Source organism: Marinoscillum pacificum (assembly GCF_024714495.1).
In the GTDB taxonomy this organism is placed as follows: Bacteria; Bacteroidota; Bacteroidia; order Cytophagales; family Cyclobacteriaceae; genus Marinoscillum; species Marinoscillum pacificum.
This window is the reverse complement of sequence record NZ_JAMZMJ010000023.1, coordinates 1-23234: the sequence shown is the minus strand read 5'-3', so window position 1 is coordinate 23234 and position 23234 is coordinate 1. Positions and strand designations below refer to the sequence as shown.

Sequence of the window (23234 nt, the reverse complement as noted above, 5' to 3'; positions counted from 1 at the left end):
TAGATGCTCTCTAGACGTATTGTTTCAATTTTATTCTCGGTCTTTTTACCAAAAGAGTGAGAAGTGGTAATTTCTTTTGGTTCTTCATCCAGGACCTTGCGATCTCTAAATTTCCTTTTACAATATTTTTCCAGTTTTTACTAGTTACACCACCCAATCTCATATTGATAATTTTTTGAGATAGGTAATTAAGCTTCAAGTTAGGGGTGTGGAACAGTCGTAATAAGAAATCATAATCGGCCGCCAATTTGTAGGTAAGATCGAATTGGAATTTTTTGGACAAATCCTGAGAGAGAAATACCGTAGGATGCGCTGGAACATAGCCATCCTGGAAATATTTTGGGTAAAAATCACCAGATTCCCAACTACGCACGACATGCGTCACATCATCTCTCTCTACATAATTAATATCTGCATAAATGACATCACATCTTGTGCGAATAACTTCTTTAACAACATCCGAGATTACGGTATTTGAGGTGTAAACATCATCTGAGTTGAGAATGCCTACAATATCACCAGAGGCCATTTGAAGTCCTTTGTTCATGGCATCATAGAGTCCTTTATCAGGTTCGGAAATCCATTTAGTGATTCCCTTCGCCTCTTTGATCAAATCCAAAGTCCCGTCCTTGGATGCTCCATCAATAACAATGTATTCAATGTTTTCATAGTCTTGATTTGTCACTGAATTGATTGCATCCATTAATGTGGATTTGTTGTTATAGACAACCGTAATTATTGAAACTTTTATCATTTACCATTTGTCATTTAGTTCATAACCCTCCGAAATGAGGAAGTCACCAATTTGGTTTTTATAGATAGCTTTCAATTCTTCATCGAAGTGATTCTTCCAATCACCTGAAACTCCCTTTCTAAAGAAACTGCTAGAGTTGTCTTCTCCTGCTTTTCTACCTGAAGCCAAATTACCAAATGAATTTTTTTCAATTATCTGTTCTAGAAGCTCATTGGATAATCTAAGCTGATAATGGTCAATAATCCGATTCATTACGGTATGGGGATCAGTTCTTAGGTCTTCATACCGCTCGATAAGGCAAAGTTCTTTCGAAGCAGACCTCCAGGAATCCACCCAATTCGTGTATTCTGGTAATAGAACCTTTGAAAACTCATGGAGACCTTCCTGTACGGTCATGAATTTGGAATAAGTCTTGTGTTCTGGATGCCATGGAGTATTTCGCACATAGAAGTAGTAACTCACAGCAACATCACGTAAGTCTCTAAAAAGAACAACATACTTTAAACCTTCCTTCGCTAATATTTCCTGATTATTTGACGATCCGTGAACGTGTAACTTTATTACAGAAAGACTTTTTGATAATCTGGAAAAAGTGTCGGCAGGATAATCAAAATCATGACTTCCAATACTTTTTTGCTCATAGTATACCGCTTCTGGAATCATTATTTCATGAAAGCCTGGTATTGTACTAAGCATTTTCTCCAACCAAGTTGTGCCGCTTTTAGGTAATCCTGCTACAAAGAGCGTAGGTTGTTTGTATTGATGACCGAATTCCTGGTATCCTTTTTTGGCCTGTGCTAGCTGATTCTTGAATCTAGGATAAGCGATTCCATTTTTAATCAACCCGGCTAGTTTGGGTGTCATAAATCTTTGTGCCAGTTTTTCTTTATTGATCATCAGTTAGACTATTTGACGAGTTTTAACTTTAACAGCGGGATTTCCTTGATAGATCCCATAAGCCTCAAGATCTTTGGTGGCTACGCTGCCCGCAGTGAGGATGCTATGATCTCTACACGTAGCCCCCGGGCAAACAGTTGATTGTGCTCCAATCCATGCCCCCTTTTCAATGACAATTTCTTTTACAATCAAATCAAAGGACGTTGATTTGAAATCATGATTGCCGGTTAGCAACATAGCGCCTTGTGAGATGGTCGTATGGTCATGTAGAGTTGTCTTACCCAGGTTGTCTATCCATACGTTCTCACCGATGGAAACATAGTCCCCTATTTCAAGTAACCAGGGGTACTTGATATTCACACCAGGTTTGATAATTAAACGTTTGCCAATTTTAGCACCGTATAACTTAAGTAGTTTTCTTTTGATCCCATAGAATGGTACCAATGGATTAATGAAAACAAGTACATTCACAAAATACCAAGTGTACCTTTTAAACGTTGATCCTCCTGGATTGTACCAACTATTATTGAAGGTCGATTTATCTACTATATCCAAAAGTCTATTAATTAGCTGTTAAATAAAGTTTTATACCTCTCTTTGAATCGATTTGATTTCCAGAACTCTTGGGCTATCTCCTGAGCTCCAGATGTAAGGAGTTGGAAGGAGTTTTGATCTAGCTCTATGGCTTTCTTTATAGTATTAGCTAGCTGATCTGCATTTTCAATGTCAATATTCCATCCTGCATTTTTACTTTCCAGATCTACCCATGGAGTTAATTTACTAGTAATAACCGGTCTTGACACAGAAAAGGATTCAAAAATGGCGTGACCAAAATTCTCACCTTTTGTTGGTAAAATAAATAGGTGATATTGCTCTATTGTCTCCTGAACATCTTCATGTTTAATTGCACCGCGATGCTGGACTTTTATTCCTTCATTATTAAGCCGATCTATAACTAATTCACACTCCTTCCAATATTCTCTGTCTTTAATCGGACCATAAATATCAAATACAATATCTCCTTTAAGAGCAGTTAGAGCATTAAGTGTAAGTAATAAATTCTTTTTTGCCGTGATAAGAGAAATACTCACAATCCTAATTGAGCCTACTTCTTTTTTCAATATTTTTCCTAATGGTTTGACTACTGATGGGATATTTGGGATAATTTGTATACTACTGTTGATGCCAAAAATATTTTTAATGTCTTGAGCTTCTTGTTGGTCTGTCGCGTGCCATTTTGTGCTTTTTTGTGGAATCAACCATTTAAATATGGCTATGTATATGTTCTTTTTTAGGGATTTATGAGATAATGCTCCTGCCTGAAACATTCCTCTTGGAGCTATAATTAATTTCGCACTTTTAGTTGAAAGCCTATTCAGTAGGATGGGCATAAAGACAGTATCGATGTTATAGATACCATTAATATACATATGAGATGCGGATACTTCTTTAAGTAATTTTCGTATGTTGTTCAGCGAAAGCCAATTCTTGCCATAGTAAAATACATTGGCAACATTTTCAAAATTAATCCAGCAGTTGGATGGGATTCCTTCTAGCTCATCTGATAGTCCTAGATCAGAATTTCGAGTAAAAACATAAAAATCAACATCATTTCCAAGGCTTCTTACCAGATTAGTGCATGATTGAATAGGACCGCCAGCTCGAAAGGCAGGGTAGAAGTAGTTGTATGTGAGTAGAACCTTTTGCACTTTTAAATAGTCTGTTTTTTGCGAAGTAACTCAGTCGTAAACTTATAAAAGAAAGGCAAGACAAACATATATCTTGCATATCTGACCAAGCTTTGAGGGATTGCAGTTTCAAACATACCTATACACGTCAAAAGAAGTAGGAATAACAGAAATCCTATAAAACTTATTTGAGGTAAGTTAGAAATTGATTTAAGCATTATTCCATAAATGAAGAAGCCTACAATGACACCAAGTGTTCCTCCTAAAAAATATAAATAGCCGACTGGTGAAAATGGTATACTATAAGTTGTGTAGTAATACCCTCTGTTTAATACTGCATATCTAAACCAATCACCCCAATTGACAGTTGTTGTACCTTGAATCGATTTCGGAATTACTACATCTATAGGAACTAATAAGAGCGTTAAAAAGAAATCTGGATCCTTGTCATCAAGTTTGTTTAAATCTGCATGTCTAATTGCGGAAGTGGCTTGAGTTATTAGGTTTATTCTATAGTAAATGTTTTTTTCTACATTTTCATAAACAGTTTCATTAAGCTCATTTTTATTTAACTCTCTATAGTTTGAGAACTTTTGGATAAGGCTGATAGGATCAGTACTACTAATTTGATTATCCAATACAAATGTTTTGAATTCAAGAATTAGTGTGAATGCTATATAAAGAACAATAAATCCACTGAGGAATAGTGATATTTTTATTCTTTGATTAACATAATAGTAAATTAAAAAAATCAGAACATAAAGTTCTAATATAGGTCTTCTTGATCCCTCAATAAACGCAAAAAATAATTCAATTGATACTAAAAAAAGGAATAGTATGGTATATCCTTTGTCCTTTTTTAAATACCTGAAAAAAACGAATGTGAATGATATTAAACTTAGTCTATTCAGAGGTGCTAACTGACTAGCTAAGTAACTTGCGGACTCACCATAAGTGGTATAATCTGGATTGAGCAATCTGCCAAACAGTCCGTTCTTCATTAGATATAACTTTATTAATACTCCTACTATTGCTATTATGATTAGCATTTTTTTGGAAAGATGAATCTTGGATATTCTTGATTTTATTAAATATTTAGTATTGAAGTTTGAAAATTTAGTACCAAGTTTTGAATAATAGCCATATGTCACACATATGGTCCCAATATTTATTAACATACCTGTCTTTGCTAAATATTGACTATTCCAAGGTATTAAACTAGCTGAGCGACCAGGTTGAAAAATACCATTTTCAATAATGAGGAAGGAAGTAAATCCTCCTAGAAAGACAAGTTGATTTATTATTAGACTAAGTATTAAGGGGTCTAATAAAATTTCTGTTCTTTTATAAATGGCTATAATGGAAGAGATAGTGTAGACTAAAAGTGAGGTTAGTAGAATAACATATTTTTGATCATTGGTTATGAAAGAATCACTAATTAAATAAATAATGACAGATATGGACAAGAACAGAATATTTATCCTAAAATCTTTCATTTATTTAATCTTTGACTTTTAAGCTTCTTCTTAGTATCTAATGTTAAATTATTAAAAATTATATAAGAGATTGATAATGTTACGCCGGATATTATAATAATGAGAACAGTAGAATTCATAATACCGTGAACAACTAAGTAAAGGCCAATAGAGATAAAAAGTAATTGAACTACCGCCCATGCAATTTCACCCATGTTAATCTGATATTGCTTTTGAGAGGTACTATTATAAAATAAGTATGGTCCAAGAACACCTGTCAACAACTCCGCTGTGAATAGACTAATTCCTACCCCTAATAAACCTATTTCAGAGATCAATAAGTGAGCTAAGATGAAAGTTATTATTGCTTTCAAAATTGTAATTGTTAATAATCCCTTGATATGATTAATGCTGGTGAGGTAGGATAAGATAGGTCTCCCAAAGTTGAATAGAATGGTTGCGGCCATCATGGATATGTAAAGATTTTCATTGAGTGAATATTCTCCCTTCAACCAATAATTATATAGTTCTTTAGCAAATACAGAGAATATGAGAATTACCAAAGCGATCAAACCGTTTGTAATCCAACCCAATTGAATAAAGTCTCTAATTTTACTAAAACCTTTTTTTGCATGTAAACGTCCGACTTCAGGAACTAATGGGTCAAAAATTAGACTGCTTAACTTAGTAATTGTAGAAGATAAGGTTTTAGTGGTAGTAAAAAGAGGTAATATGTTAGGGCCGAGCGTAGCTGAGATAAGAATATTGATTCCATCAACAGAAAACTTATCAGAAATGAATTTAAGAATGAGCGGTATTGATTTAATATAGTGTAAATATCCTTCTTTCAGTGATCCCCATTTCCACCATGGAAATAAAGATTTTGTCCAGGATTTTATTAACCACAGCGAGATAAATACATAACATGCTTTAGTGGAAACGAAGACCAATGATGTTTCTAGAAGAGTTAAATTTTTCCAGCTAGCCAAAACAATTACCAGAAGCTCCAAAGTGAATTCTATTAAACCTATAAAGGCTGATTTATGATAAAAACCTAGTGCAATGGGAGTTTTAACTAGAATTCCTTTAAACCCTCCAAGACACATCCTGTATAGAATAAGAATTAGAACATATGGAGCAATAGCTTTCTGAATAAAATACATTGAAGAATTTTCATTCAAGTCTATCAGTAAAAATCCTAATACTATGAAGGTTTGTATAAGCCCTGAGAAAAATGTTACTCTTAAGCTGGAACCTAAAAGTTTTTTTGCTTTTAATTCGTCTTGATGATAAAGAAGGTTAAACTCATTACTGAAGTATTGTCCAAAACCATTATCCAAAGCCATTAAAAGATTGAAAATGGAATATAGCGTAAGCCATTCTCCATATGTAGTTTGGCCCCAGTTCTGGATGAAAAAAGGGACAAGTAAAATGTTTTGTAGAATTGCAAGTACAAATTGAGAGCCCTGTACGGAAATTGATTTTGTTAATCGTTTAAGTGTTGACAATGTTAATGATTTGAATGTTGGGTTATCAACTCAATATTTGTAATTTAGAAGAGTGATCTCTTTTTCATGTAAGCGGGCAATTCTGTCCGCTGAATTAGGGTTAAGTACATCTTTATAGTTTCTTTTATCTTTTCTTTGATTTGTCTTGAATTTTATATCACTAAATGTGTAATTAAATTCACACCTAAATTTCTCCGATAACTCTTCAATGCATTCGTCAATACTTTCAAGCTGATAAATCTTATCAATAATTATTTTTCCATCCTCAGAGTATAACTTGAAATTTGAAGTTCGTTCAAAATCTCTAGAGTTTAGGTAACCTTCTATTGAATTGTATTTGTCATACCCTCCTCGCCAAAAAAAGTGTGATATAGTTTTGTCCCAAGGATTTCTTTCCAAGCAAAATTTAAAATAATTATTCCAGACGTAAGTTGAAACGTATTTTTGAATCTCATGTGCAGGCATATGGGAGTGAAATTTCTTTTTTTTGAATTTAAAAATTAATCTTAGCCAGTCTTTTAGAGTATAATACTTAAAATGAATTGTAGTGTTTTGGAACCTCAAGCCATATTTTTCAAGCCTTATTTTCTCTTCAGAAATTTCGGTAATCACATCACTCGAATCGCAAATAGAAGCAAGAAGTGTTTCGAATGAAGTGCCTGCGGTTTTTCTTGTTTTAACAAAAATGAATTTATGTTTATGAGAAATTATCATAGTACTTGGTAGTCAAACGCCTCGAAATCTTTTTCATAAAGTCTATTTATTATTGCTTTAACTTTCGGAGTATATTCATACTTTGAATTCACATTGATGGACAACGGGAGTTTCAGGAAGGAAAAATCCTTTTTAATCAAATAGATTAATCTACCCAACGATATTTTATCTGAAGTTTTATTTTTATGAGGAAGATTGTTTTTGACAAGATTTAATGAGGATAGTACAGTTTCGAAATCCTGATTAAGTGTCTCATATTTACCTACAAAGTCAACGATCTTTTTTAGATCAGAATCAAAGATAAAATCTACCTGAGGTCTTAAAAACCAAAATTCTTCCTCCCATAGTTTGTTTTGTAATTTTTCTTCAACAAAAGTATTGAAGCTCATGATCCGATTATAATACATGCATTTGTAAAATGAATAGGTTCGATCATACGGGTTTCTTACGAAGGCAAATTTGAAGTAATTATCAAATAGACTTTTGCTTACATAATGATGTTGCACGTATTCTAATGCTGTTAAATGTGCGAGCTTGGGTGGGCCTATTGATTTTTCTGAATTAGATCCTAGATGTAGTGGTAGCCGTGCCTTCCAATCCAACCCTAAGTCACTTAAAAAAAAATTCTCAACACTTTGTCCAGCGGTCTTTGGAATATGTACAAATATACATTTGTGGTTATGACTAATCATTTTGTATCGAACGAGTAATTAAAAAATTCTAGATCTCTCTTATACCATTTGGAGATCACTTCATAGGTTTGGTTATCATAATAACTCCTGAAATCATTCCTGATGGACTTGTTTTCATGTTTCAAATTATTCTTAACCCCAAGTTTCTCACAAATGAACGAAAAGTCATCATAGAGTGTCTCAAATCGACCAATATAGTCCACCAGTAGTTTTCCATTTGGGGCTATTAACCACTCAATTTGAGGCATAAAGGTAAATCTCATATTATGATAAAAAGGATCACATTCCACAAAAGTTTTGTTGACCCACTCGCTGAATGAGATGGGGTTGCTTCCCATGTTATGCTGGTTTGTTTTACATCGATAGTGATAGTCGGAAACTGCACGGTCAAAGGGATTTCTAACAATGGCAAACTTGAAGCAATTATCCCATTGCTGTCTGTTAACTTTCTTGTATAGATGCCAACTAAGAACGTGTAGTTGTTTTGGCATTCCTAATGCCTTCTGTATACTTATTCCGGCAGTTTTATTAATATGAATGAAAATGAAGTTATATTTCTCCTCATTGATGTCCTGAATCCAATTCGAAATAAGTCTTTTTTGCTGGAATCTTCGGTAGCATAATCTTGCTCCTTCCAAGTTATATTTTAATGACATAGTTTAGTCAATTAATCCAATGAGCATTTCTGCTCTTTCGTGATAGGAATGTTTTTGGACTTTGTTATAAGCATTCGTCCTTATAGCTGCTTGCAGGTCTTCATTATTAAGTAGATGCTCAACCTTCTGAAGCATATCTTGCTGGCTATCAAAATAGACTATCTCTTTCATATCTTCAAAGTAATCTATCTGTTCTTCGGTGCGATTGGTAATCACACATGCTCCTGCAGCAGCTAGTTCAAAAGTTTTCATGGAATTAAAACAACCATGTTGTGCACGAATAAAGTTGATGACTATTGCCGACTGAGCTGCTTTTTCGGCCATTCCACCTTCTACTATTCCTCCCTTTTGTGCAGCTGATTTCAAATAAGCGAATTTTGATCGATCCCAGCTATTTCCTTCGATTTTTAAGCCGAAGGTAGCAAGTGGGCTCAACCAATCCTCTATCAATGGACCCCAGGTGCCAAAATAATAGATTCCTTGATGTTGTGTTTTGGAATTGGGTTGAGCTTTCAAATGAGTGTATTTGCAATATCCAAAAGGTAAATGAAAGACTTTTGCTGCTCCATATTGGTAAATAACAGGAATCAAGGATTTAGCGTAAACAAATACGGCATTAAAATATTTTAATGTGGGTATAGCGTTTTTAAATTTTTCTGAACTCATCCCAGAAGGACTATCGGATAAGTACTGGTAAAGTTTAAGCTTTGGCAACTTCGATAGTTTGCTAATGTCATCAGGTTCTAGTCCAGCGGAGTTGAAAAGAACTACATGAGTCATATCATTCTTATCAACTAGGTCAACGATTCTATTGGTTTGCCACTTGGAATAATTATTAAAGAATTTTGATTCCACCTTTTTTATCAGACGCCGAGTAAAAGATCTATTTGAATTATAATCTGCATCCTTAGCAAAGAGAGCTTTCACGTTCTTCTCTTGAACGATATCTCTAAGGGCAAGATAGTAGTAGTGGGCGAGACCTCTTTGGCCTGGAGAATTCGTTACAAGAAGGATTTTATCCATTATAAATTATGTTATTATGTTGAACCAAAATAATCTTAAAACTTATCTACATAATAATTATAATAATCACTAGCTATGCTATTTGCTGAATAACTTTTGGCGTTATTTAAACCTGAGATTATTAGGTGCTCTTTATCCTCAGATAAAAGTTTAACAATTGATTGTCTTATATCACTTATACTATATGGGTCAGTAAGAGTTGCACATCCGTTTGAAATTGCCCGCATCGGTTCAATGTCTGAGGTAATTACCGGAGTTCCAGTTACTTGCGCTTCTAATAAAGGTAAGCCAAAACCTTCACTGGTAGATATAAATGTTACCAGGGATGCTTTATTGTATTCTATTATCAGTTGCTCCAGGTCCAGATCAAGCAAATTTTCATGTTTGATTTTATGTTTTTCAAGGAGCATTTGCTGTGCATTATTCAATCTACCAACAATTACAAGAACGCAATCAATTCCCTCAAGAGCTTCAATCACTCGCTCAAGGTTTTTATTCTTTTTAGTTCCTACTTGTAATATCCTGTTTTTTATAGGAGCTACATCGGTAATCGACTGGTATCGAGCATCTACACAATTTGGTATGACTGTAATTCGATGATCAGGGATCTTAAAATTGTCAATTAATTTTTCTTTGGTATGCTGTGAGATACAGGTAATTCTGGACCTTCTCAATGGAATTTTCCACCATAATAGCCCAAATAAATACTTTTTTATTCCTCTAAGAGTTAGGAGATAGTGGTCAATGTCGTGTACGGTAATAACTGTCTTCTTGGCAGGGAGTAACAGTGCAAGGAAATTTGTACCACCCGTAATGTGGTAAATATCAGTATCGTAAGATCTAATGGCTCTTACATTATTCATTAGGCTTTTCTTTCGATCATAATGATAGATTTCAAGTTGTACTTTTTTTCTCATCTCTTGTTCGAGACTTCCAAAAAGATTTTCAATGCTAAATACTCCCTTAACTGGTGCTCTAAAAATCCAAAGTACCTTCATGAGTAAAAAAGACTTACAAGTTTTTTCGATTGAGATTCAATGTCTACAGTTTTTACTACCTCTTTTGACCGGTTGCCATGCAGTTTTATGAGTTTTCGATTATCAATGTAATTACTCATGGCTTTTACAGCTTCATCTTTGTTCATAGAAATTAGGTAACCATTATACTCATCAATGATTAAGTTGTCAGCTGCTTCGATAGTTCTACTCGCAATAATTCCCATTCCTGAAGCCATAGCCTCTTGTATTATTATTCCCCAAGTAGAGTAACGTTGAAGGGCAAGGAGGACATGAGCTTTAGAATATATGGAATGTATTTCGTGCCAATCATTGAATTCATTCATCCATACGATAAAATCGGTGAGGTTTTTAGAATTGATTAAATCAATGCAATCTTGGTAGAGTTCTCCCTTCCCAGACATGATTAATTTCATAGGAATATCGGGATGTTCTTTTCTTGCCTGAGCAAATGCTTCGATTACAAGTAAGGGGTTTCTAAACGCTGATAATCTTCCCGAATAAAGAAAAGTTATGGGTTCGTCAATTGGTAAAGGGTTCTTACTTAATAATTTTGAGTGGTTGAACGTGTAACTAATATTGATCATTTTACCTTGAAACACTTTTCTATACATGCGCAATGCATTATTTCCCATGGCAGCTATTCCAGAAGCTCCTTTGACGAATCTTTTAAATATAATAAGACGAAACCTTTGTTTAATAAGTCCTATATTATGCATATTCATTGGTTCCACCGGGCCAATGAAAAAATTTCTATCGTTCTTAATGCACCATTGTCGCGTAACCCAGTTTTCAAGAGAAGTATAAGAACTTAGAAAACAGGAATCCGGATTTTCTTTATTTAGAAGATTCAATGTTCTATTAACTTTAGATCCTGCCAGCGAATAGAGTTTAATTCCAATATTCGTATTCCCCCAATGTTTCCTGTGTTCCGGAAGAGGTTTTACGAAAACAGGAATTATCTCTGAGTTACAAAGCTTCTCATTACAACTAGAAATAAATTCTAATTGGAATGGAGAAGCTATAGGAGTAAAGTAGAAAATTTTGGAAACTTTTGACAATTTGATTGTTATTTTAAGAATTTTCTCAATACATCAATGATATAGTCATAATGTTGCTCTTCTAAACCTGGCCAAACACCTATCCAAAACGAATCATTCATGATTTTATCTGTATTCTCGAATGTACCTACAGTTCTTTTTTGGATGCTAGCATAAGCCGGTTGTCTCATTAGATTGCCGGCAAACAGTAGCCTTGTTCCAATTTTATTTTCTTCCAGATTCTGAACTAAGTCATGGCGTGATACATTCACACTATCACGAAGAGTTAGCATGAATCCGAACCAACTTGGATTGCTATTTGGAGTAGCCTCAGGAAGAATAAAGAATTCTTCGAATTCTTTCATCTTATTGTAAAGTAATGCATGATTTTGTCTTCTACGTTCTACGAAAGCATCCGCTTTTTCCAGTTGACTCAAACCAACAGCTGCCTGCATGTCAGAAACTTTTAGATTAAATCCAATGTGAGAATACGTGTATTTGTGATCATAGCCATGAGGTAAATCACCGAGTTGCCAACCAAAGCGTTGTTTGCAGGTATTGTCCTTTCCTGGTTCACAATAGCAATCTCGCCCCCAGTCACGGAAGCTTTCAACAAGCATCTTAAGTTTCATGTTGTTGATCAATACCGAACCACCTTCACCCATGGTGATGTGGTGAGCAGGGTAGAAGGATACGGTAGCCAAATCACCAAAAGTCCCCGTTTTTTGACCATTGTAGGTTGCTCCCAGTGAGTCACAATCATCTTCAATCACCCAGAGATTATGCTTCTCGGCAACTTCCATCACGGTTTTTAGATCGAAAGGATTTCCGAGCGTGTGCGCCATCATGATGGCTTTGGTTTTTGGAGAAATTGCCTGTTCGATTAGCTCCGCTTTGGCATTGTATGTTGGTATATCAACATCTATGAACACCGGTACTGCTCCATATTGGATCATTGGGTTTACCGTGGTTGGGAATCCTGCAGCTACAGTAATAACCTCATCTCCTGGTTTTATTTGCCGGTCTCCCAGTTTTGGAGAGGTCAGGGCATAAAATGCACAAAGATTTGCCGAAGATCCTGAGTTAACTAGTATTGATGTTTTTGCCCCGAAGTATTTAGCAAACTGTCTTTCAAATTTTTTAGCAAACCGCCCAGCTGTTAACCAACCATCTAGCATGGCATCTACACCTAAAAGAATGTCGGATTCATCCATAACCTTACCTGTTACTGGAATATAGTCTTCTCCTGGTTTAATTACTTTGGAGGTATTAGTCTTAGCTATTTCAGATAAGTTAGCAAGTAGTTTCTCGTTGATATTCTTGTAATCCATAATTTATTATTTGCTAATTGTAGTCTTTAGTCCTGAATCTAGTGATACAGATGGTTTCCAATTTAATTTTTGTAATTTTTGAATGTTTGCTTTTGAGAATATACACTCATTCTCTCTTAACGGAATTGCTCCAAATTTTAGATTATTGATGTTGAAATTTTTAAGAGTTGCTATCTTCAAAACCAATTCTTTCAAAGATAAAGTAGATCCAGAACCTACTTCAAAAGTACTCATTGCGTCAAATAAGTCTTCATTTGAAAGGATTGAATCATAGGCTGAAATTACATCGTCAATATAAATGAAGTCCCTCTGTTGAGTACAAGGGCTCAAAGCAATTTCGTTAGTACCGTTACTCATCTTTTCTATTAACATTCCAATGAACTTAGAATTATCATCTCCCGGACCATAGAAATATTCAGGTACGATATTAATTACTCTAAAGGATTTTTGGAATTTAGATAACCATTCGGTGAATTGAAATTTACTCAATGAATAGGGGTTTACGGTAGAATCAAGACTCGTAGAGGTGTTGTAGAACGCTTTAATGCCATGGATTTCCGATAGTTCTGCCAACCTGATAGGAAACGCGATATTGGTATTAATTAAGTCAGAAATACTTTCTCCTTTTCTTCCATATACAGTTGCCGTATGAATAACACGTTCTATTGGATATTTAAATGCTTCGGATAGGTCAGTTAAATCAATATCAATAAAAATAGCTTGATCTTTAATTGATTCAATTCTCGAAAGATCAGACGTTGACCTTTTAAGGACGATAACTTTTTCTTGTTTTTTAACAAGGTGTTGTAGCAAATGGCTGCCCAAGTATCCAGTAGCTCCGGTAAGTAAAATCATTGGTTTTAATTAGTCGAATATGAATTGATGTCTGACTCCAATAATTCACTCGCTGAAACTCCATTTAAGCGCTTTTTATACCAGGAAAGCGTTTTTTCAATGGTTGTTTCAGCAGACCATTTTGGTTTCCAATTCAATTCCGCCATTGCCTTAGAGATATCTAACTTAAGCAAGCCTGCTTCATGAGGTTGATTTATTTGCTTTTGGGTCTCATACTTACCCGTACCCCAGACTTTGATTGCAGTTTGTACCAGACTCTCGACATCCAGATTGTCCTCAATTTGCGGTCCAAAATTCCAGGAGTAGGAGTGCTTAACAGGCTCTTTTAGGAGCATTGCACCCAATAGCAAATAACCTCCCAATGGCTCCAATACGTGTTGCCAAGGTCTTACTGCTTTTGGATTTCTTACTTCTATTGAACGATTGCCAATCAATGCTTTGACAATATCTGGGATGATACGATCCTTTGCCCAGTCTCCACCACCGATGACATTTCCAGCTCGCGCACTAACTATGGATTTATGGTGGTTTTGATAATCATAAGGATTGAGAAAAGAGTTTCGGTAACTGGAAATGACCAACTCCGTACAGGCTTTACTGGCACTGTAAGGATCGTAACCACCAAGTTGATCTGACTCTCGGTAAGGATGATGCCATTCTTTGTTTTCATAGACCTTATCCGTTGTGATCATCACTCCAATACATGATTTCTTCAGATGTCTTATTCCATCCAGCACATTGGCAGTACCAACCGCATTCACTTCAAATGTTTCAGCGGGAATCTCATAGGAGAGGCGTACAAGGGGTTGTGCTGCTAGGTGAAAAACAAAGTCTGGTTGATATTCCTTGATTTCTTGAGACAATCTGTCCTTATTGCGTATGTCAGCTATGACAGAATCACACATAGAATCGCCATTCATGCTGTTATAAAGAGATTCCGACTGGTCTGGGTGCAAAGCGTAACCTTTAACTTCTGCACCCAATTGTTTGAGCCAGTAAAGCAACCAGGAACCTTTAAAACCAGTATGCCCAGTGAGAAAAACCTTTTTGCCTTTATAAGAGGATTGAATAAGTTGAATTTGCTCTTTGTTCATTGTCAACTAATGAAAATTTTGTGATTAGAATGTGATAGAATGACACAGCCCTCAATTTCTACCTAACGAGGGAGGAGATTATTTACCAAACTTTCCAGGGAGCACTGCCCTCGCCCCAAAGATTTTCCAATTCATTTTTATCACGAAGCGTATCCATGGGTTTCCAGAAACCTTCGTGTTTGAAGGCTTTCATTTCACCATCTGATGCGATTCTTTCCATTGGATCTCGTTCCCAAATAGTCTCATCACACTCAATGTAATCAATTACTTCAGGCTGGCATACAAAGAACCCACCATTGATCCAGGAACCATCACCTTTTGGTTTTTCCAAAAATGACTTAACCTCCATTTCAGAATTAATATTCAATGCGCCAAATCTGCCGGAAGGTTGTACTGAGGTAACTGTCATCAATTTACCATGACTTTGATGGAAGGTGACTAAATTTTTGATGTCAACATTGCCTACACCATCCCCATAGGTAAGCATAAATGGTTCATTACCAATGTATTCTTTTACCCTTTTTATTCGTCCTCCAGTCATACTGTTAGCCCCTGTATCCACTAATGAAACCTTCCAGGGTTCTGCTTCTGACTTATGGTATTCGAAAGAATTAGAATTCATATCAATGGTAACATCTGACTGATGCAAAAAATAATTAGCAAAATATTCTTTGATCACATACCCTTTGTAGCCCAAACAGATAACAAAATCATTGAACCCGTAATGGGAATAAGTTTTCATTATATGCCAGATAATAGGCTTACCTCCAATTTCTACCATGGGTTTTGGCTTAAGTGCTGTCTCTTCAGACAAACGGGTACCAAATCCACCTGCAAGTATTACAATTTTCATTCTTTAGTTCTCTTAATGTTTTGTTAAAATTTAATCCTCGTAATAAGCATTATACTTCTTATTATTATATCCGTAATAGCTGGTCAATTTATGGTAATCTACTCCATTGTATAGAATTCCGAGATTGTTAATAAGGTTCTTCGATTGAATGTCTTTGAGGAAATCGATTGATTTTTTGGGAGTTAATTGATGTCGAATGACAAAAAGTGTAGTATCCGCGTATTTCGAGATTTCATATGCATCAGATACTAGGCCAATAGGAGGGGTGTCGATTATGATGAACTCATAATTTTGACTTAAATCCTTCATTAGTTTATGGAAGGAATCTCTCATAAAAAGCTCATTGGGTAAAGGGGGCGTTGGTCCAGAAAGAATAATTTTTAGATTTTCAATATTTGAATCGTAAATAAAATCGTCAGTTTCATTTTTCTCATTACTTAGAAGCAGGTTGCTTATTCCTCTAGAATTCTCCAATTTAAAAGTGTCATAAATTTTAGGTCTTCTTAAGTCTAAACCCAATAGAATTGTTTGATAACCTGCTTGAGCCATCATGACTGCTGTATTCATCGCACAGAAGGTTTTTCCGTCCCCTGAAGTGAAGGAGGTGAACATGATTGCATGAGTATTTTTGTTCTCGGGCATTAAATACTTCAAACTTGCTCGCATATTACGGAAGCTTTCTGAAGTTCTTGAACGAGGAAAATGGCTCATTACCAATTCTTTATCTTTATGACTCAGTGCTATAGAAGAAAGGATGGGGAGTGATGTTTGTTTTTCAATTTCTGTAGAATCTTGAATAGTATTTGTGAAGAATTCTTTCAGAATTATGAAGCCAAAAGGTATGAACAATCCAAAAGCTAGGGCCAGGAGATAATTTTTTAAGTTTTTGGGTCTTGTACGTGCTTCAAGTAAAGGTTCATCTAAAATCTCAGTACTCGCAACTGTACTTGCTAAAGCAATACTTGCTTCAGCTTTCTTTTCTAGTAGGTATACATAAAGGTTGTCATTGAGGTTAAACTGACGTTGAATGTTAATTAGTTTTCGTTCACTGCTTGGTAATTGGTCTAATTCATGTTCAGCCTGTTGAATTTGTCTTTTTAAGTTTGATTGAGTTAGTTGGGTAGCATTGATCAGGTTGTTGATATTTTCACTTATTATTGACTTTACCGAAATCATTTGCGATTTGATGCTTTGAACCTGAGGGTTGATATCTGATGCATAGGAATCGGTAATAGTCAGCTGATTTTTTAATTCATTATATTGAACTATTGAATTGATTAGCGGGGGGTCAGTGATACCAACTGTTGAGGGGCTAACAACACTTTCGTTATTAACTGGTTGATTTAAGTACTTTTGCAAGTATTGATAATATTCGAATTTCAAATCAGTCTCTTGTGCTTGTTTTTCTAACTCTTGGATTTTAGTATATAAAGCCTCTCCTTCTTGACTAATGTTGATTAGGCTGTTTTCTGTTCTAAAATCTACCATCTCTGTTTCAGCTTCATTTAAAGCTGATTGAATTCCTGAGAGTTGTTTATCAATGAACTCAACAGTCCTTTTAGCTTTCTCATTCTTTAATAGCAATTCTCTGTTTATGTAAGATTGCATCATTAAACGAATGATTGCTTTTGATTTGAGTTGGTTCGGTGATTCCAGACTTATTTTAACAATGCTTGCTTCTTTATTGTACTGATTAATTTGCAACTGTTTTCTTAATTCTTTAGCAGTTTTTTCAGGAGATCCAAAATTTAATTCAAAGACGTCTCCAGGTTCTGTTGTTGTGAATTCATCTGGGTTTACCCATAGGTTAAATTCCTCGTTTTGGTATTCTTCAGTAATATCCAATATGATGTTTTCACTTGATCCTCTTTCTGGATCTATGATATTTATATTTAGCTTATTGTCACTTAAAATTGAAATGGTTAGCGTTTGTGGAGTTAAAGTTTCGAATGCTTTTTTTATTTTCCAATCAAATGGTGTTTGCTCTTTGAAAATTTCTGAGGATTTAAATCTTCCAACCTTACTTACTGAAATGAATAGGTTTAAAGAGTCAACAACTTGTTTCGTTAACGAATAGGATTTTAATACAGCAATCTCATTGTCGATATTGACAGAACTACTAAAGAAGTCCAGTTCCTTAAGAATTTCATCAGAAGCATTCTGTTTGGACTCTTTGATGAGTAAAGTTCCACTTACAGAGTATTGAGGTGTAGTATAACGGTTTAGTAGGTATGCTCCCAAAAGGAAGATAAGTACCGAAAGTGCAAACCATTTCCAGTTTTGGAGTACTAAAAATAAGTAATGTTTGATATCGGATTCTCCGGATTCCTCCATTAAAAACTGCTGTTGAAAATTTTCTTGATTCACAGTTGGTTTAAAGTTGATTAGCGGTAATGATGATCAGCAAAGTGCTGGATACTATAGACAGTATAGTAGTAAAGGTTTGTGAGCCTGTTACTCCTACACCCCATTGTCTGACTTTAAGTGGCTCAGCATATAGTTGATCACCAGGCTGTATATAATAGTAGGGCGAGATGAGTAGTTCTTCATCGGTGAGATCTATAAGGTGCCTTTTAATTCCTTCTTTATGTTGACGAATCAATGTGAATTTTTTGCGATTAGCCAGAATAGTGAGGTCTCCAGAGTTGGCTATAGCTTCTAATATTGTAAGTCGAGATTGTAGTGCCGAGTATCGTCCGGGTCTATTGAACTCCCCAAGAGTGGCATAGGGAATACCACCAAGTTTTACGGAAATATATGGCGACTTAATGAATTTAGCTATTTCTGAGGAAATCAACTTTTTACTCTCTTCAATAGTTAGGCCTTCTATATGTATAAAGCCAACTAAGGGTAATTCGATATCTCCGTTTGCATTCAGTGCATACCCTTGAATATAGTTAAGGTTATTACCAGCTGTAGCAACTTGACCTAGATTAGCTCCATTAATAGTAGGAATAAAAATCTGCGCTAGCATGGGGTCACTTGAACGAACCTCCACATTGATCAAATCTCCCTTTTTAAGTTGGTATTGATTGTAGCTGGTTTCAATCAAAGAGTCAAGAGGAAGAGAGCTGGTTTCATTTGGCTGAAGATAAACCACCTTTTTATTAGGTATGCATGATTGTCCTACTATGCCAATAAGTATTATGCTCCAAAGAGCAATCTGGATTTTCATTATAATGCGACGAATAATTAGATGGAAAATCGAATACTATGACTAACGTCTTCTCGGTCTGTTACTTCTAAATAGTGCCTTGAATAATCCTCCACGCTTGTAACGTTTAGAGTGATAAGTTCTTCGTCTTCCGTAGGAGCTTCTACTGTGGCTGGAAATGCTGTTGAGCGGGTAGGCTATGGTTACAAAGGCTTTGGGGCCATTGATAGACACCACCTCAGCACTTTCACTTCCGTTGTTAAGAACAAACGCCTGTGAATAGGAACCAAAAATATACTGTCCTTCTAACCCAAGCTTCATAGGTCCAATCGGGAACTGAACTCCTAACAAAGCATGATACGAAAACGTAGCTCCAACATTATTTTGGTTGCCACCGGTAGGTGTACTGTATTTTATGAAAAGGAAATCATACCCACCTCCACCACCTATATAGAAGTTTGGTGTAAATGCACTTCTTGAAAATTTCTGTGAACCTGAGCGACCTCCAACACCATAATTAAACAATAATTCGGCATTTAATGGCATAATACCAATCGAAGTTTCCTCAGCCCATTCGCTGGTTACTTGCTGAGTTCCATTAATGTAGTTGTACCCGACGCCTAAGCGTACACCAATGATGGAATTCAAGGCGATGTTACCATATAACTGGCTAGACAACCCTTGATTGAATTCATATCCAGTTCGCTCATTATAATAGTCTAGTGCTGGCCAAAAAGCTCCAACACCCATACCAAATTCTTTGAATGACGGACCCCTGCTATACCTGCTTTGACTAAAAGCAGTAAGCGAGATGAATACGCAAGCTATTAGAATAATTTTTTTCATAGTTGTTTGGCTCATTAGCGGGTTAAAGCATTAGATCATCCTCCTGAATCGTGACATTCAGTACTAGAGTAGGTTGTGGTGTAGCATTCAGAGCAAAGAGGTATGTTGTTTCTTTGTTCTAGAAGGTTGCCATTAGATGTTTCCAATCGATATCCAAAAGTAAATGCTGTAGCGGTACCTGACAACCTAAAATAAGCAATTGGCTCTTTTACAACAGTTCCATTAATGATGACCGTTTGATATTGAGTTGGTATTTGCAGTAAATTGGAAACTATAGGACCGTATGATCCTGAAAAAGTGAAGCTTTCATCTAAACCCTCACTACATATCGAGCTGAAAGTCTGAGATCTTGCATTACTAGTAATGATCAGGTTCATATCTAGTACCACTGTCCAGGTAGAAAAGTGTGAGATTTGAGTTGTTCCCATTTGTCCATCACTACTCAGCGTAACAGGTTCTGTTTCCCCATCTTCATATTGAAATACCACTTCAGCTCCACTGTTTACAGCTGTTTGTGATAAGCCTAAAGGCATTTCGATTGTAATCGGTGTGGTGAATTGTAATGGGGTCGGCTCAAAATGGAATTCCACCCCCTTAATTCCGTTATTGGATGTACTGCCGTCTGAAGGTGTTGGTGTTACACTTATGGCGGTGCTGCCATTTCCTGGAAGAGCTCCTGGAGGGATTGTGATTGTGGTTGGAAGTGATCCTATTCCTCCCGCTCCAGTGCCCATCGCGGGAACATTGATCGTACCACCTGCTGCATTATCAATGGTTACTGCTGGATTCTTGGTAGTAAGAAAGAATGTGGCACCAGTTACGTAATCATCTGATGGTTCAGCAGGTACATTAGCTATGATTTCTTTGGTTTGCCCAATATGACCTCCTGCATCTGTAGTTACTTCAATGGTGTAAGTTCCCGAGATTATCGGGTCAATAATGAATTCTGGATCGCCAGAGGTGGAACTATTAGTAGATCCGTCTGGAGTTGTTACCAAAACCGTGTAAGTTGGTAGAGCAGAACCATCCGTGGTAGCCACTTGTAACGAAATCATTTGATTTCCACTAGGTAGTGGAGGTGTATCTCTATCGATACCGCCGATAGTTCGCTTGCACGCAATGAAAATAATCAAAGCGAGGATACTTGTAATAAAAGCTGATTGCCTGATGAGTTTCATGACGGATAAGTATTTTCTCGAGTTCGCTTCAGCATTGCATATTCTATGCAACTATAAAGTAAAGTTAGGAATAAATATCGGTACTCCTTCTCTTTCAATCAATTAACCATTAATTAATTGTGGAAAATTGTCAGAATACTAAAATAGTGAAAGAATTCAATGGTGCGTTGTGAAATTCATAAAAAATTGACTTATTCGAATATTTTATTGTATAGAAATGCAGGATTAAGTTCTGTCAATTTCAAAACTATATCGTAAAACGGTTGCATTTCTTCTCCGCCGTAAGTCTGTCCTCTAAAACGATAACGATACCTCAAATGACGAGCTGTTCTAACTCTGAATTGTTTGATGGAAGAATATTTTTTTGTAGGAATTGGTAGAAATAAGGAAAAGCCTGCATTTTCTCTAATGGAAGTCTTTTGAAGGAATACCGCAATTTGCGCTTCTTTAAATTGTCGTCGTGCTTCTACTTTCACTCCCAAATCTTGATATAAAAAAGTGCCGAAACTTCCCGACAGAATTAGGTCTTGTTCTAACCATCTCCAGGAGGCGTTCACTCGAGCAATGTGTGTCGCTCTGTTTTCGTAGAAATCATAGGTTAGCTCACCGGATATGGAGGATGGTTGTGTATAACCCAGGGTAGTTCCAAGTCCCCACTGTCCATCTTTGGTATAGGTCATCGCATGAAGTCGAGCTCCGTATCTTCTTGGATTGTATTGTCCAAAAGAAGCGGTGGCATAAGTGTTGAAAGGAAGTTTTACAGATTGCTCCAAAGTCAAAATACCGGGACGAATACCATTGTCGGAGTAGTTGTTGATTACAGGAACCAGAAGTTGTCCAGTGAGTTTGAGACCTTTTGCTAATTGTAAATGCAAGGTAGGAGCAAGGTCTAGCTCTATTTTGATTGGGTCGTCATAGTTCCCAATTTGTGTTCCGTAAATCCAGGGACCAATGCTTAAATCAGCTTTGAATGTTGATTGGTTTTCTGATACTGTTTCTCCAAATCCTGTGGAAGACCAAAGATCTGTTTTAAGAGTTATTTTAGAGAGATATTGATCCAGACTTGTCGGGATTATTAACTGTACGGTAGGTAGGTTCTGGTACTTTGGGAAAATTACCAGCGTGTTTGTTCCATCTGGAATTGGTAAGGTGTTTAATATTTCTTTTATGGCAGCTACTTCATAACGATGGACTCGATTTTCATAGGAAATAAATAAGGTGTCATTCCTGCTTAAAGTTTGGACATTTTCGAAGCCTTTTGAGATCATCCAATGAGAGACTTCCTGTGCTTTGCTGGATGTTAATAATCCGATGAAAAGAATAAATGGCAGTAGTTTTTTCAACATGGCTGCAAAATAGTGAAATAGTTGGTTAGATGGATGTTGGAAACTAGATGTCAGTTGCTGAAAGTGGGATGTTAGAAGACATAAGTTAGATGTCGGATGATTGAAGTGTGAGGAATGATGAGATAGGGTAATGACATGGTGTTAGGCTGCTTCGTTTCGCTCGCACATGATAGATAAGGGTACTTGTGAGATAGATGTATCGTACCTCGACATGACAGTTGTGTCTAAAATAGTGTTATCGCCTATTAATTTCATTTAATGGATTTAACCCATCTCCCATTAACAAGGGGAGACGTAGACAGACTAATAAATTTTGGATGATTGATATTAGAGGGGTTGGAGATAGTTGATACTTTATGTGATTCCCGCCTGCGCTGGAATGACGGAAGTGTAAGATTGCTTCGCTGCGATACCGATGACGAACTTTCATTGTTTTATCAGTCATACTTATCTCCCCTTGTGAAGGGGAGACATAAACAGACGAAAAAATTATGGAGGAATGGTGTTAGAGGGGTTGGTGTGTTAGTGTAAGATTGCTTCGCTGCGCTCGTACACGATAGTTATGGGTGCTGGGGAGATAGATGTCTCGTGCCTCGACATGACAAACTGGTTTTATTTTGTGGTTTAGTCCCCTCCATTTTAAGGGAGGGGGTTGGGGGAGGGTTTTTGATGAAATTCTTTCATACTACAGGACTGATAGTGGTGTGAGCTTGCTTGGATTAGCTCGCACATGATAGATAAGGGTACTAGTGAGATAGATGTCTCGTGCCTCGACATGACAGTTGTATCTAAAGTAGTGTTATCGCCTATCTAATTTCATTTAATGGATTTAACCCATCTCCCATTAGCAAGGGGAGAAGTAGACAGAGTAATAAATTTTGGATGATTGATATTAGCGGGGTTAGTATAGGTAGTATGAGATTGCTTGGATTCGCTCGCACACGATATTTATAGGTATTGGCGAGATATATGTCTCGTGCCTCGACATTACAGTTGTATTTAAATTAGTGTTATCGCCTACTAATTTCATTTAATGGATTTAACCCATCTCCCATTAGCAAGGGGAGACAAGACGGAGTAATAATTTTTGGATGATTGATATTAGAGGGGTTGG

21 protein-coding genes and 1 pseudogene are annotated in these 23234 nt (G+C 36.2%); all 22 read right to left on the bottom strand.

Going from position 1 to position 23234, the window contains the following annotated elements:
* Positions 1 to 10: 10 nt before the first annotated feature.
* The 22 genes and pseudogenes from NXS00_RS26350 to NXS00_RS26250 all read right to left on the bottom strand — a co-directional run bounded on the left by NXS00_RS26350 (position 11) and on the right by NXS00_RS26250 (position 22120).
* Positions 11 to 754 carry a glycosyltransferase family 2 protein gene (locus NXS00_RS26350; RefSeq protein WP_258102296.1) on the bottom strand — a complete coding sequence of 248 codons (744 nt, stop codon included), beginning with the start codon at positions 752 to 754 and terminating at the stop codon, positions 11 to 13.
* Positions 755 to 1651 carry a sulfotransferase domain-containing protein gene (locus tag NXS00_RS26345; RefSeq protein ID WP_258102295.1) on the bottom strand — a complete coding sequence of 299 codons (897 nt, stop codon included), beginning with the start codon at positions 1649 to 1651 and terminating at the stop codon, positions 755 to 757.
* A 3-nt stretch (positions 1652 to 1654) separates the two neighbouring features.
* Positions 1655 to 2206 carry a WcaF family extracellular polysaccharide biosynthesis acetyltransferase gene (locus NXS00_RS26340; RefSeq protein ID WP_258102294.1) on the bottom strand — a complete coding sequence of 184 codons (552 nt, stop codon included), beginning with the start codon at positions 2204 to 2206 and terminating at the stop codon, positions 1655 to 1657.
* An 11-nt stretch (positions 2207 to 2217) separates the two neighbouring features.
* Entirely contained in the window at positions 2218 to 3042 is an 825-nt protein-coding gene (locus NXS00_RS26335; RefSeq protein WP_258102293.1) for a glycosyltransferase, read from the bottom strand.
* 320 nt (positions 3043 to 3362) lie between these two features.
* On the bottom strand, positions 3363 to 4835 hold the full coding sequence (locus tag NXS00_RS26330) for an O-antigen polymerase (protein ID WP_258102292.1): 1473 nt from the start codon (positions 4833 to 4835) through the stop codon (positions 3363 to 3365).
* Positions 4832 to 6322, bottom strand: a complete 1491-nt coding sequence (locus NXS00_RS26325) for a lipopolysaccharide biosynthesis protein (protein WP_258102291.1) — start codon at positions 6320 to 6322, stop codon at positions 4832 to 4834. The genes NXS00_RS26330 and NXS00_RS26325 overlap by 4 nt, the downstream gene beginning before the upstream one ends.
* Positions 6323 to 6352: 30 nt before the next feature.
* Positions 6353 to 7036 (bottom strand): sulfotransferase family 2 domain-containing protein, encoded by a 684-nt coding sequence (locus tag NXS00_RS26320; RefSeq protein ID WP_258102290.1) that lies wholly within the window; start codon positions 7034 to 7036, stop codon positions 6353 to 6355.
* Complete coding sequence (locus NXS00_RS26315) at positions 7033 to 7728, bottom strand: sulfotransferase family 2 domain-containing protein (protein WP_258102289.1); 696 nt, start codon at positions 7726 to 7728, stop codon at positions 7033 to 7035. The genes NXS00_RS26320 and NXS00_RS26315 overlap by 4 nt, the downstream gene beginning before the upstream one ends.
* Positions 7725 to 8384 carry a sulfotransferase family 2 domain-containing protein gene (locus tag NXS00_RS26310; protein WP_258102288.1) on the bottom strand — a complete coding sequence of 220 codons (660 nt, stop codon included), beginning with the start codon at positions 8382 to 8384 and terminating at the stop codon, positions 7725 to 7727. Before NXS00_RS26310 ends, NXS00_RS26315 begins: the two co-directional genes overlap by 4 nt.
* A gap of 3 nt (positions 8385 to 8387) precedes the next feature.
* Positions 8388 to 9407 (bottom strand): CgeB family protein, encoded by a 1020-nt coding sequence (locus tag NXS00_RS26305; protein ID WP_258102287.1) that lies wholly within the window; start codon positions 9405 to 9407, stop codon positions 8388 to 8390.
* Positions 9408 to 9442: 35 nt separating this feature from the next.
* Positions 9443 to 10405 (bottom strand): glycosyltransferase family 4 protein, encoded by a 963-nt coding sequence (locus NXS00_RS26300; protein ID WP_258102286.1) that lies wholly within the window; start codon positions 10403 to 10405, stop codon positions 9443 to 9445.
* Positions 10402 to 11484 carry a glycosyltransferase family 4 protein gene (locus NXS00_RS26295; protein WP_258102285.1) on the bottom strand — a complete coding sequence of 361 codons (1083 nt, stop codon included), beginning with the start codon at positions 11482 to 11484 and terminating at the stop codon, positions 10402 to 10404. The genes NXS00_RS26300 and NXS00_RS26295 overlap by 4 nt, the downstream gene beginning before the upstream one ends.
* 8 nt (positions 11485 to 11492) lie before the next feature.
* Positions 11493 to 12794, bottom strand: a complete 1302-nt coding sequence (rfbH, locus tag NXS00_RS26290) for a lipopolysaccharide biosynthesis protein RfbH (protein ID WP_258102284.1) — start codon at positions 12792 to 12794, stop codon at positions 11493 to 11495.
* Between the two features lie 6 nt (positions 12795 to 12800).
* The gene (locus tag NXS00_RS26285) at positions 12801 to 13649 is read right to left on the bottom strand and encodes an NAD-dependent epimerase/dehydratase family protein (RefSeq protein ID WP_258102283.1); all 849 of its coding nucleotides are present in this window, start codon (positions 13647 to 13649) and stop codon (positions 12801 to 12803) included.
* A gap of 5 nt (positions 13650 to 13654) precedes the next feature.
* Positions 13655 to 14743: a CDP-glucose 4,6-dehydratase gene (gene rfbG / locus NXS00_RS26280; RefSeq protein ID WP_258102282.1), complete on the bottom strand. Its 1089-nt coding sequence runs from the start codon at positions 14741 to 14743 to the stop codon at positions 13655 to 13657.
* 82 nt (positions 14744 to 14825) lie between these two features.
* The gene (rfbF, locus tag NXS00_RS26275) at positions 14826 to 15596 is read right to left on the bottom strand and encodes a glucose-1-phosphate cytidylyltransferase (RefSeq protein ID WP_258102281.1); all 771 of its coding nucleotides are present in this window, start codon (positions 15594 to 15596) and stop codon (positions 14826 to 14828) included.
* Positions 15597 to 15626: 30 nt separating this feature from the next.
* Positions 15627 to 17441 (bottom strand): GumC family protein, encoded by a 1815-nt coding sequence (locus NXS00_RS26270; protein WP_258102280.1) that lies wholly within the window; start codon positions 17439 to 17441, stop codon positions 15627 to 15629.
* Between the two features lie 210 nt (positions 17442 to 17651).
* Positions 17652 to 17930: pseudogene (locus NXS00_RS26975) on the bottom strand (Wzz/FepE/Etk N-terminal domain-containing protein); the annotation flags it as partial.
* A 40-nt stretch (positions 17931 to 17970) separates the two neighbouring features.
* On the bottom strand, positions 17971 to 18771 hold the full coding sequence (locus tag NXS00_RS26265; protein ID WP_258102279.1) for a polysaccharide biosynthesis/export family protein: 801 nt from the start codon (positions 18769 to 18771) through the stop codon (positions 17971 to 17973).
* A 42-nt stretch (positions 18772 to 18813) separates the two neighbouring features.
* Positions 18814 to 19596 carry a hypothetical protein gene (locus NXS00_RS26260; protein WP_258102278.1) on the bottom strand — a complete coding sequence of 261 codons (783 nt, stop codon included), beginning with the start codon at positions 19594 to 19596 and terminating at the stop codon, positions 18814 to 18816.
* Positions 19597 to 19631: 35 nt separating this feature from the next.
* On the bottom strand, positions 19632 to 20774 hold the full coding sequence (locus NXS00_RS26255; protein WP_258102277.1) for a hypothetical protein: 1143 nt from the start codon (positions 20772 to 20774) through the stop codon (positions 19632 to 19634).
* Between the two features lie 191 nt (positions 20775 to 20965).
* On the bottom strand, positions 20966 to 22120 hold the full coding sequence (locus tag NXS00_RS26250) for a YjbH domain-containing protein (RefSeq protein ID WP_258102276.1): 1155 nt from the start codon (positions 22118 to 22120) through the stop codon (positions 20966 to 20968).
* Positions 22121 to 23234 lie beyond the last annotated feature (1114 nt).